Origin of the sequence: Fibrobacter sp., from assembly GCA_012523595.1 — a bacterium.
Lineage (GTDB): Bacteria > Fibrobacterota > Chitinivibrionia > Chitinivibrionales > Chitinispirillaceae > JAAYIG01.
This window is the reverse complement of sequence record JAAYIG010000084.1, coordinates 1-11,520: the sequence shown is the minus strand read 5'-3', so window position 1 is coordinate 11,520 and position 11,520 is coordinate 1. Positions and strand designations below refer to the sequence as shown.

Here is an 11,520-nt window from a genome sequence, read left to right as displayed (position 1 = left end):
GTTTTAGCCGGAGCAGCCTTTGCAGGCTCTACTTTAGCCGGTGCTGCTTTCGGAGCTTCAGCTTTAGCCGGAGCAGCCTTTGCAGGCTCCACTTTAGCCGGAGCTGCTTTCGGAGCTTCGGTTTTAGCCGGAGCAGCCTTTGCAGGCTCTACTTTAGCCGGTGCTGCTTTCGGAGCTTCAGCTTTAGCCGGAGCAGTCTTTGCAGGCTCCACTTTAGCCGGTGCTGCTTTCGGAGCTTCAGTTTTAGCCGGAGCAGCCTTTGCAGGCTCCACTTTAGCCGGCGAGGCTTTTGAAGCTTCAGTTTTTGCCGGAGTGGCTTTTGCAGCTTCTGCTTTTGCAGGTTCAGCATTATCAGGTTTCTGCTGTGAATAGGTGTTGGCAGCTAAAAGAATCGCTACCATTAAAAATGTCAGGAAATGCATAAATCCTCCTGATTGGAATTTGATGTTAATATCTTTTCAGGCTTCAAAGACCTGCGTTATTCGAGAGTTAAAATAGACGAAAAAGGTCTTAAATCCGAAGATGCAGATTATACTGACCTGAATCGATGTCCGGGAAAAGAGAAGGAGTATCTATCGTTAAACCATTGCTGATGTTTAGTGGCTCACAATTATAAAAGGACTCAGGGAAAAGGGTTATCAGGTCAAGGATTTTTCCAATCTCCTTTAGTGGATCTGATCCATTTGCTTTGTGGACATGCGGTCTGTAATGGATATGTGAGATACAGGCATCTTCTGATATGTTTTTTTGAACACAGGTCGGGTTAAGGAGCATGTACATCTCATATTTGACCACATTTAATACGGTCAGGAAAACAAAAACGCCAAGGAAAGCATTTTTTATATAGAAAATTTTACCCACCAATCTCAATCCCCCTGAACTGCAGATCAAAAAATAATAAGTTACAACTGATTATGCCACATATCGTACTGTTGTGGAGATAGTTGTTGAAAACCTCAACTCAGATCTGATAAATATAACTAAAGAATATATTTAATTTACCTTAAGCAGAGGTCAAATTCTCTCTTATTGGAACAGAAGGAGGGCTGGAGTCCAGAGCAATTCCATGAGAACTCACTTATTGATTTCTTTCATGAGGTGCTCCTTCAAATCACCTTTTTTCTTACTCAGTTTTATCACTGAATCCATAAAACTCTTGAGGTTTTCACCTTCTTTTATATAAAGCTCCTGATACAATTTTAAATCGTTTGTATAGGTCATCCGTATGGCAAGATAAGCATTATTTATATTGATTTTACTGAGCCGGCTGTAGCTTCCGGTTTTGAAAAACCGGTTGTATTCTGTAGAGACTTTTTCCTTGAAATCAGCTATTATTTCTTCTTTCCTGTTGAGCTTCTCCTCTCTGTTGATTCCGCTCTGATACATACTTTTCAGCTCATTGTAAAGCCCTCTCAGTAAGCCCAGATATGTTTCTCTATCCTGTTCAGCAAGAACCGCACTGCGGTAAATATCAGAATCGGTTCCGTATTTTTGCCTGATAAAATTCATGGCACCTGTATTTCCCACAAAGGTAGCGAGTTCCTCACTGAACTGTACCTGGTTTTTAACATACACTGTTGCGTGTGTCTGTTCGTGAATAATAAACGAGGCAATTCCAAAGACGGAGAAATCTTTCATGAAGCTGTAAAGCGGGTCCTTGAAAATTCCAAGAGTACTGAATCCATCGACTTCATCTACATTGACATCGTAGCCTTTTCCTTTCAGTTTCTCAGCTTCTTTTAAAGCATCTTCCTTTTCAAAATAGCCCTTCAGCGGAAAACAGCCGAAAAAGGGATAACACCACTTGTACTGTTTGAAACTGACATCCTCCGCCGCTGAAACGACATCCACCAGATAGTCCTTATCGATCTTGACATAAGTAGTGTAGTTTCTGTTCTTTTTCAGCCCAATGCTGTCAGTGGCGTATGCCCCTATCTCCTGCACCAGATCCAGAAACTCCCTTGTTGGCTCAGGAGTTTCCGGATCATTTAAAACCTTATCGATTTTCTGTGCCCTGAAATTATATCGAAGGATGTAAGTGCCCTGCTTTATGAGATAACAGCCGTTAAAAAGCAGAAGACTCAGGCAGATAGCAACTATTGATAAAATTCTGGATTTCATCGATGATTTAAAAAGATGTTCATTTGATAAAATGATAACACGTGCAGGAAAATTAACTCCTGCCATTGTATACCAGTGCAGTTTAATGGAATATTCAAGAGGAGCCCGGCTCTTAAGAGCCGGAGATTACTTTATGATAAAGAAATTAAAAACCTTTCTCGATTTGCCTGTACTTGCAACTGCGTGATACGATCCTGAGGGAAATGATTTCAGGTTTATAAAGCCCTCTCCATTGATTACTTTCCTCGATATGGTTCTTCCTCTTATGTCAATAATTGATACGGAAGCTTTTTCTCTTGCAGTTATGGAGATCTTTTTCCCGGCCAGTTTTATCTGTACCGGGGAAACAGAGGCTCTCTGCACAGGCGGCATCACTGCCATAACCGGGCGTTCAATGACATAGGAAAGAGTTGCTGCTGCCAGAAGATACCAGGCATTGTGGGGGAGCCATTGTTCTATCCATCTCCAGTCATCCGATGTCCCTCCAAAGGGCATAAAAGAGATATCAGTTTCACCTGTATCGCTGCTTGTGATACCATTGCATATCCCTCCCTTGACATTAGGAAAGGCGTATCCGGGTTTGCCGGGGTAGTCCGGGTAGTTTGTATACCCATAGCCATACATCATGCAGATATCAAAAGGATTTTTCCCCAGAATCCAGTCGAACTGTGATGCTGCCAGATGAGATACATCATTGTTCCCGTATTGGAATGAGGGGTTAAGTGTGATTTCTGCAGATAGCAGTGCTGCGCTCATAGATGCTATTCTTGCGTTTTCTCCCTGCCACCAGTAGCCGGTTTCGTTGGTGTGCGGCTGAAAAAAGCTGACTCTCAGTTCAACCGGTTTCTGATCGGTATCTGTTTCCTGCTCTTCAAGAACGCCTTTAACCTGAAACTCGTAAAGAGAAACGCCGGCATACTGAAGAGATCTTTTTGTGGCATGCACTCTTATGTGTCTGGCTGAAACCGCAGGGGAAATGGTAAACATATCTGTACCTCCATCACCTGCCGGTTCAGTGATTATGCTGTTCCACGATGATCCATCCATGGAGATATCGATTGTATATTGTGTGCCGTAAGCAGCTTCCCAGATAAGAGTCACCTCTTCGATCTTGTAGATATTTCCAAGATCTGCAGCCAGCCATTCATCGCAGGTAAGCTCTGGATTATTGTAAAGCGTGCTTCCCCATCGGGTATTAAGACTTCCGTCAACCGCATCTGTTACAGGATGCCCGGCTTCGGTTGAGGATGCGGTGAGTGTTTTTCCGGCTGCGAGATTGCCTCCCTGATTGTTCACTGAACCGGCAGATGTGTCAAATGGAGTCCAGGTCAGGCGCATGTACCTGAAAGGATTTGTTTCCAGCGGGTTAAGAGAGAGCTGTCTCTCTTTCCACTGGGAAAGAAGAGTAATAATTTGTTGTCTGTAAAGATCGTCGACAGAGAGGTAATTCAGAAGAGCGATAATGGGCAGTCCCTCATCAGAGGCATGGTAGAAGGGTCTGCGCCTGTTGTTGTCTGAGAAGAAAAATCCCTGCGGATCGAACCTGCCGATAAGTGTTTCTGCCCTCAGACGGGCATCGGCAAGATACTCCAGGTCAGCAGTTGCCCTGAAAAGCTCAACAGTAGCCATCAATGCGCAGTAGTCATCAATTATGTTTTCCTGCCGGTTATCACAGTATTTGGTGTTCTCTGTTTTAAGATGAGCATACCCTTTGATGGCTCCCTGAAGATATGCTGAAGATGAAAAATCACCTGAAATCCCCATAGCTGCGGCTTTTGCAAGAGCGGCGATTGCCATCCCGCCTCCTTCCCTGAATGCCGACTGGTACTGAGCCAGCTTGTGGCCGCTCTGGAGGTACTCAGGGGTGATGGTTTTATCAAAGTCCCAGGCACAGATCTCCCTTTTCAGACCACCGTTTTCAGCTTCGTCCCAGCCCCACCTGTCAAAGATGATCTGGTAGAAATAGCCCTCACTGTCGAGAATTCTCATAAGGTAATCTGCGCCGTAAGCGGCCTCCTGAAGAATTTTGGCGTTTAACTGTTTGAGGTTTGTTGAATCGAGTTCCCAGGCCCTCAGAAGCGAATAGATGACCATGGGAATCTGCTGAGGGTTCATGTAATTTGCAAATGATAAATGGGAGAGGTATTTACCCTGATCCCCTGTAGCATCGCACCATCCTCCATGCACATCGTAACTGCCTCCCTGCATAAATTTTGGGATGGAGTTGTCCGGAAGATTGCAGCGCATGCCATTAAAGAATGTGACCTGATCAGCGGCTGTTTTTTTGAACAGGAAATTTTTACCAACCTCAAATGTCTCGGATTCCTCATTTCCTGATTTTATGAGAAAAGCGCCTTCTGTGTTCAGGGATGAGAAGTCGCACACTGCAAAGTACCGTCCCTTCCATCCACTTACCTCCAGAGCAGAAGATACGGAACCGGTATACACTACAGTACCGGTGCTTGTCTCGACTGTGAAAGAAGAAGGGAAGGTGGGCGAGGAGTTTTCGAGGATGGCGGTTTTAGGGCCGTTAAGCTCGTATCCCAACTGGTTAATATGTATGGCTGCAGAGAGAGGAAGAGAGAGGATGAAAAGAAGGTAAATGTTTCTTGATTTTCTCACGATAAACCCCGCCTAAATGATAAGATGTCGCATTATGTAAATCTTTCTATATTTTGTGATCAAAAAAGGGTGAAAGGCTCAATTTTTCCTCCCTTCTTCTGCCATTAAGGCACTTTTATTGCAATAACTTAAGAAATGGAGGGAGAGAGGGATGAAAAAGATTGCTTTAATGCTTTTATTTATCGTTTCTGTCGTTTTTTCTCAGGATAGCATTCCATTTCTGGAAGCAGGGGTAATTCTTGGGGAACCCAGTGGACTCAGTGCCAAATACTGGTTTAATGCAAACAACGCTGTAAGTGCGGCAGCCGGATTTTCTTTCACAGATCTTACAGTGGATATTTCTGTGGACTACCACTATCATTACTTCTGGCCTAATATCGATCAGGGGCAGCTTCCTGTGTTTTTCGGGCTGGGTGCCACACTGCAGATTGCCGATGTCTCTTTCCTGGGGGCCAGGCTTCCCCTTGGGGTAGAATACCTTTTTGAAGGACCTTCACTGAGTGCCTTTGTAGAGATTGTTCCAGAACTTTCTATCTTCCCGGAGACACGATGGACCATGGCAGGAGGAATCGGGTTGCGTTTTGTCTTCTACAACCGACCTTTTTAAGATGAAGAATTGTTGTGCTCACTGAACGAAGCTGAAGTGAGCCTGGTGAGAAAAATCAACATCTTACTACTCTGATATTCCAATAGCCAAACGAGTTTGGCAGCAAAAATAACCCACTCACTATAACAATTAATAGACTTTCCACCTCTTTTTAATCTCTGTGCCATTCTATCTTCTGATTCCCGATTTATATTGATCGCCAGACCAGTATTTTCAGGTAAATCATTCTCTTAATGAGGAGAATCAAAGTTGGAACCGGTGTCTGTTGCCATACGATTGAATACCATCGGGTTTCTTCAAAACCAGGAGAAAAGAGCGTCGATTGCCACCCCATGTACAGATTTTGCCCTGATCAGTTCAGAGAGTAGAAAAGAGGTTTTCAGAGGTAAGGTCTCATCACCACGGCTGAATCATGATACCGGAGAGGAGATATACTGTGCAGATTTTTCCGAAGTTACTACACCCGGCGGGTATTATCTATATGCAGATGGCGTGGGCAGATCGGCACCCTTCAAAATCGGAGACGACATCTACAGGGAACCTTATCGCCTCGCCATGCAGGCGATGTATCTTTGGCGCTGCGGCACATCTGTTTCGGTTCTTCATAATGGTGTCAGATTCAGCCACGATGCCTGCCATCTGGATGATGCACTGCTTGATTATTGCGGCAGGCCCGGTTTAAAAGAAAATGCTGTGGGTGGATGGCATGATGCCGGAGATTACAACAAGTATGTTGTAAATGCGGGGATTACACTGGGGCTTTTGATAAAAGCCTGGGAGCATTTCCGCCTTAAAATAGAGCATATCGATCATCTGCCTGATTCCGACAGAAGTCTTCCGCCGTTTCTTCAGGAAATCAAATGGGAGCTGGGCTGGCTCTTCACGATGCAGTTCGGAGATGGATCTGTTTCTCATAAGGTAAGTGCTGTAAGGTTTTGTCCGTTTATAATGCCGGAAAGGGAGAATGCCCGGAGATACTTTACGGGGTGGGGAAGTACCGCTACTGCGGATTTTACTGCAATAATGGCTGCTGCATCGAGAATTTTCAAACCTTTTGATGCTGCCTATTCACGGAAGTGCCTTGATGCGGCTGAAAGAAGTTATGGTTTTCTTCAGGAGAATCCTGAGGAGCACCAGCCGGACCTTGCAGGTTTTTTTACGGGAGGATACTTAACTTCCGATACCGATGCCAGGCTGTGGGCTGCTTCTGAGCTGTGGGAGACAACAGGAGAGAGTATCTACCTGGCTGATTTTCAGAGACGCGCTGCAGAGATGAATCCCAAAATTGACTATGATTTTAACTGGAAGAATGTAGGAAATCTGGCCATGGACACCTTTCTTTTCTCAAAAAGAGGGGGTAAAGACCGGGGACTTGAAAAGGAGACTGAATCCTCTTTTATTTCCGTTGCGGACCGGATGGTTGACATCAGAAATGAGCATGGCTATGGGCGGCCTCTTGGAGACAGCTATTGCTGGGGAGGTAACAGTAATCTTCTCGATCAGGTTCTGGTGTTAAATGCCGCCTTCAGGCTCACCAACGATGAGAAATATGTAAACACATCCCTTGACGCTCTGGGATTTGTCTTCGGAAGGAACTTTTTCTGCCGCTCATTTGTTACATCGCTTGGATTCAACCCACCGATGCATCCGCATGACCGGCGCAGTGGAGCCGATGGGGTAGTGGAACCCTGGCCCGGATACCTGGTAGGGGGACCCGCTAATAGCGCCCTTGATTATGAGGATGTTGAGGCAAACTGCCGTGTAAATGAGATAGCTATCAATTGGAATGCGGCTCTTATATATGCGCTTGCCGCTTTTGTGTGAAATTCTGTCAGGGGACGGAATCGGTTATTTCGCTGCCGAAATCGCACATCCTATCGCACCTGCTATCTGGGAATAGGGCGAGTGAAGGATTTCGGTCTGCAGGCATTGACTGAGGAGTTCAACAAGCGCGGCGTTTTTTGCTCCTCCTCCGGTAACAGCGGTGGGGCCGGTTGCCTCTACCCGTCTGTACATCGGTTTTATGCGATTGACAACACTCCAATGGAGAGCACGCGAGATATCCTCTGGTGAACACCCGCGGTTTATCAATCCAATAATCTCGGATTCTGCAAAAACAGTACACAAAGAACTTATCTTTATGCCGTCTTTGCCCTTTAATGCAGCGGAACTGAACTCTTCCAGAGAACAGTTAAATTTACCTGCCGCAACCTCAAGGAATTTTCCTGTTCCTGCCGCACAGCGATCATTCATCTCAAAGCGGCTTACTCTCCCGTTATTATCAAGTGCTATCGCCTTTACATCCTGACCGCCTATATCGATAATCGAACGGCATGAGGGAAAAAGTAACCTGGCGCCTGAAGCATGAGCCTTGATTTCTGAAACAGTCGGAATCTTCCGCTCAAATTCGATCATATCTCTGCCGTAGCCTGTTGCAACGACAGGAACATCCGCTCCCAGATTATCAAGCAACGCCTTTGAGGCTGAGAGTGGCTGGGAAGTGGACGGCACCACTTCCCAATTGACAATTTTACCGTCGTCTAAGATGACAAACTTTATTGTTGAAGAGCCGACGTCGATTCCTGCGGAGAGGGGCATTTTGCGATCCTTTCAATAAATGCCTGAAGTCTGGTCTTTAACTGACCAACATCTTCCTGTGAATAATCGGTTTCTATACGGGTTGCGGGAATGCCGCTTTTTTCCAGTTCTTTTTCGATACCGATGGCTTCGACTGCATAAGGAGAACAGAACTGAATTCCATATAAAACCACTCCGTCTGCATTATATTTCCGGTACATTTCTTTTATATGAGTCAACCGGTCCTGGTTTGGAGAGAAAATCGCACAGTCAATCTGGAAATACCGATCTACAATTGCATCAACTAATGAATCAAGAGTATCACCTGTGCTTTCAACAAGGTTTCTTGTTCCCCGTTCTCCGACACATGATTCCTCGGCAACAATCACTCCGCCGGTAGTTTCTATTATGGCCGGAATTTTCCAGTTAGGAACAGCCATCGGACAACCGGAGAAAAGAATTCTTGGTGTGCCGGCAGGGAAGGAGCCTTTACCCTCAGATACCCGTCTTTCAAGCTCATCGCAGAGTTCGTTTATCTGCTGGGTAAACCGGATCGGATCCTCATAGAAAAAAATCTGGTTGATTAAAAGGCTGTCAAGACCGGAAACCGGAACAGGATTGTTTATCCTTGCTTTTGATAATCTGTATACCGCCTGCCTTTTCGCATTGACAATTTCAATTCCTTTACGCAGGGATTCCACAGTAATACTGTTTCCGGTCAACTCCTGGATCTGAGAGATGAATTTCAGGTACTCTTTCTTCAGTAAGGCCTTGCCATCCTGAGTCTTTACCTGCGGCATGTCCATGACATACATCTTTTTCACCAGATTACCGAAGACTTCCCAGGCTTTTTTCTTCCCATCGCAGGTGTTTTCACCCACAATCAGATCACTTGCTTCCAGATATGGACAGACACCGCCAAGTTTAAAGCCGAAGGTTGATTTGATAAGTGCACAGAGATTTTTCGGCAGTATCTTTTCCACCTCTTCTGTGGCGAAATCCGCACCGGCACAGAGTCCAACCATGATACCATTGGCTGCGATAACTATCTCCTCAGGAACAAATGTGCAATAGGTCCCAATTACCTTTCGTCCCTGCTTTTTTGCCTCAACCAGTTCCTGAATTCTGGCACCGTGAACTTCTGACATTACAAAATCAAGGTATGAGGTTTTTTCGGGGCGATTTTTCTGGGAAACAAATATCTCGGCATAGACTTTTCCCAGGACTTCCATCAGTGCGTCATGGTTTTCAAGGTTGAGCCCGAGCTCCTTCCACATTTGCCTGTAGTCAACAGTCATAAAAGAACCCTTTCTGAAGTGGTGAAGTTATTATGGGAAATGCTAAGAAACAGCAGTGAATTTATCTGACCAACTGGATATTTGCAATGAAAAGAGGTCTTTATTACAAAGAAAAGGAGTGAGAGAAGAAACGGCAGGGAGATAGTAAAGATCATAGTCGTTTTAACCTGTATGCGCATCGATATTACCGGACCGGTCTTATCAGCGTAACGTGAGTTTCAGGTGTTCTCCTTGATGATATTGATCTTGATATGAGAATTAATAATGGTAAATTTTGTTTTCTTGTATGGAAAATATACTTGCTGGAATTTTCAGAATACAACATTATGAGTGCCTGGTCAGTAAGTATGAAGGTGGATTCATTCTGACTTGCTGGAATAGGGCAATTTATATTAGTTGTTGAGACAGTTTTTTTTGAGGATTGGAAGGGTGGGGGAGAATTACCTCGGAGATGAAAAAGTGGTTTAAGCTGCTGAATTACAAACTCACCTCAGAGATGAAATATCCTTTTCTGCAGGATTATGTTCTGGTTTCAGATCTTGCTGCTTTTTTTTATGTCTTTGCTAAACCTATAAATTGAGCGAACGAAGAATCAAAGTCCTCTTAAAAAACAATACCCGTATCTGAACTCTTAACAATAATGTTGAAATAACTGGTAAGAAATGACCCGTTTGTATAATAGCCAAACCCGGTAGAACCTTTTACAGTATCCTGGGATATGCTTAGAAACAGTTCTCCGTCACCTTCAACTTCGGGTACAAAACTGAGTGTTATACTGTCAAATCTTTGCAAATTATAAGCAGATACACTCTGTCTTTTATCAATGGCAACAGAAATGGTAATGGTATCTATTACACCGGATGTTTCATTAGTTAACTTTATGGATAATTCCTGATTACTGCCACAGTCAGCTATCAACAGTATGAGAAGAATGTAAAAACTGAGAAACTTGCATTTATGCATCGAAAGCTTCCGTCTGATAGTGATACATTACTCCTTAGTGATTGCTTTACGGTTCTCATCGAATAAGCCGAAAAGAATACTCTCTCCGTTCTTTCCTACTTTAATTCCACCGTATCTTGCTTCTGCATACAATTTTGAATCACCCTCCTGGAAAAAGAATGACTCAGAACCAATGCTGATATTCCATTTGTGGCAGAAATATCTGATTATTTTTTCATTTTCAAATAGAGGATGCTTGTCTTTTTGAAAACGGATACATCTGGCTACATTGAGACTGTCAGTCGTGAAGACCATATAACCACGGGGTGGAATGTCGTATGTACTGGTTCCAAGGGTGGTTCTGTAATTAAGAGTCATATAATCGCCTTGCATAATTGACCTGGGATCCATAGGCGCTAATTCGAAAAGGACAGCTTCACCGTTTTTAAGCAATTTTTCTCGATTAGCAACAGAAAGTCCAATTGTGATCAGTGTTATGATCAATGAAAGAACAAGAATCAACTTTCTTATTTCCATGATATTGACACTCTCTTTTTTAATATCGTAAATACTATGTAAATTCCCAAAAACAGAATACCGGTTGAAATTAAAATCAGTGACTTGACTAAAAGAGTTTGCTGCAATGAGTAATAGAAAGAAATGAGAAACGTCGCCAGAAATACGATCCCTATAGTGAGTAACATCCGGTTACTTTTTGAGAATCCAAGGGTAACTACCAGTACAGAAGTAATAATCCCGGGAGCTTGAATGGTCGGGGAAAAAATGAGTGCAATCCCTGCAATTATAAGCAGGAAAAGCCTCTTACTTATTCTGAGATCCTGATAGAGCGATTTATATAAAAGAAAAATTAATGAGAAAAAAGAAAAAAGAGTAGTAATATACCAATGGTAGATGTTTACTTCGAAAAACTTGTTGTTGATAGAAAGAATCAATATTAAAAGCAACCCCAGAACCGTTCCGTATGCGGTTGGAATATAAAAATACGGGTGATTTTTAAAACGGATTTGCAGAGGTAATTCATAGATCCAGAGCAGTACTGTTGCCACCGCCAATCCTCCAATCAAGAGATTGGTTGCTTCAAAAACTGGACTATTCCAAATAATTCCCAGCATACAGAATGGTATCAGTATTACAGATAAAAATTTATGAGTATAACTTTGAGCGAACAGGTAAATCAATAATTCTATGATTATGCCAACATAGCAAACTGTTTTAAAATCTTCCGCATTAGTTCCTATACCGGCAGCAAGTAAAATTTGTCCCAGAATCGACAGGGAGAGACTAAGAGATTCAAAAAGGTGGTTCTCTTTGTTTGAATATGAGAGAGCTACG

At 43.6% G+C, this 11,520-nt stretch carries 11 protein-coding genes; 2 read left to right on the top strand and 9 right to left on the bottom strand.

All coding sequences use genetic code 11. The features are described from left to right. The 4 genes from GX089_05085 to GX089_05070 form a co-directional block, all read right to left on the bottom strand. The coding region (locus GX089_05085) for a hypothetical protein (protein NLP01850.1) at window positions 1-422 on the bottom strand (422 nt) is incomplete at its 3' end. 88 nt (window positions 423-510) lie between these two features. Further along, window positions 511-864, bottom strand: a complete 354-nt coding sequence (locus tag GX089_05080; protein ID NLP01849.1) for a hypothetical protein — start codon at window positions 862-864, stop codon at window positions 511-513. A 210-nt stretch (window positions 865-1,074) separates the two neighbouring features. Next, window positions 1,075-2,187, bottom strand: coding sequence for an aminopeptidase (locus GX089_05075; protein ID NLP01848.1), 1,113 nt, complete (start codon window positions 2,185-2,187; stop codon window positions 1,075-1,077). Window positions 2,188-2,247: 60 nt separating this feature from the next. Then, the gene (locus GX089_05070) at window positions 2,248-4,743 is read right to left on the bottom strand and encodes a hypothetical protein (protein ID NLP01847.1); all 2,496 of its coding nucleotides are present in this window, start codon (window positions 4,741-4,743) and stop codon (window positions 2,248-2,250) included. Window positions 4,744-4,894: 151 nt separating this feature from the next. Here GX089_05070 and GX089_05065 point away from each other — a divergent pair, with 151 nt between their 5' ends. Continuing rightward, window positions 4,895-5,350 carry a hypothetical protein gene (locus GX089_05065; protein ID NLP01846.1) on the top strand — a complete coding sequence of 152 codons (456 nt, stop codon included), beginning with the start codon at window positions 4,895-4,897 and terminating at the stop codon, window positions 5,348-5,350. A 249-nt stretch (window positions 5,351-5,599) separates the two neighbouring features. Then, complete coding sequence (locus GX089_05060; GenBank protein NLP01845.1) at window positions 5,600-7,174, top strand: endoglucanase; 1,575 nt, start codon at window positions 5,600-5,602, stop codon at window positions 7,172-7,174. A 24-nt stretch (window positions 7,175-7,198) separates the two neighbouring features. Here the strand turns inward: GX089_05060 and GX089_05055 are convergent, their stop codons facing one another. The 5 genes from GX089_05055 to GX089_05035 all read right to left on the bottom strand — a co-directional run. Then, window positions 7,199-7,948 carry a 3-hydroxyacyl-ACP dehydratase gene (locus GX089_05055; GenBank protein ID NLP01844.1) on the bottom strand — a complete coding sequence of 250 codons (750 nt, stop codon included), beginning with the start codon at window positions 7,946-7,948 and terminating at the stop codon, window positions 7,199-7,201. Then, a complete protein-coding gene (locus GX089_05050) occupies window positions 7,906-9,225 on the bottom strand; it encodes a 2-hydroxyacyl-CoA dehydratase (protein NLP01843.1) in 1,320 nt (439 codons plus the stop codon). Before GX089_05050 ends, GX089_05055 begins: the two co-directional genes overlap by 43 nt. 603 nt (window positions 9,226-9,828) lie before the next feature. Then, window positions 9,829-10,188 (bottom strand): hypothetical protein, encoded by a 360-nt coding sequence (locus tag GX089_05045; protein ID NLP01842.1) that lies wholly within the window; start codon window positions 10,186-10,188, stop codon window positions 9,829-9,831. Window positions 10,189-10,215: 27 nt separating this feature from the next. After that, window positions 10,216-10,704 carry a GDYXXLXY domain-containing protein gene (locus GX089_05040; GenBank protein ID NLP01841.1) on the bottom strand — a complete coding sequence of 163 codons (489 nt, stop codon included), beginning with the start codon at window positions 10,702-10,704 and terminating at the stop codon, window positions 10,216-10,218. Beyond that, a partial coding sequence (locus GX089_05035) for a DUF4401 domain-containing protein (protein NLP01840.1) occupies window positions 10,695-11,520 on the bottom strand: 826 nt, incomplete at its 5' end. The genes GX089_05035 and GX089_05040, both read right to left, overlap by 10 nt.

Coding starts and splice junctions, on each gene's coding strand:
- GX089_05045 (NLP01842.1), bottom strand. CDS start 10,188: ATGCATAAATGCAAGTTTCTCAGTTTTTACATTCTTCTCATACTGTTG.
- GX089_05055 (NLP01844.1), bottom strand. CDS start 7,948: ATGCCCCTCTCCGCAGGAATCGACGTCGGCTCTTCAACAATAAAGTTT.
- GX089_05050 (NLP01843.1), bottom strand. CDS start 9,225: ATGACTGTTGACTACAGGCAAATGTGGAAGGAGCTCGGGCTCAACCTT.
- GX089_05040 (NLP01841.1), bottom strand. CDS start 10,704: ATGGAAATAAGAAAGTTGATTCTTGTTCTTTCATTGATCATAACACTG.
- GX089_05075 (NLP01848.1), bottom strand. CDS start 2,187: ATGGCAGGAGTTAATTTTCCTGCACGTGTTATCATTTTATCAAATGAA.
- GX089_05065 (NLP01846.1), top strand. CDS start 4,895: ATGAAAAAGATTGCTTTAATGCTTTTATTTATCGTTTCTGTCGTTTTT.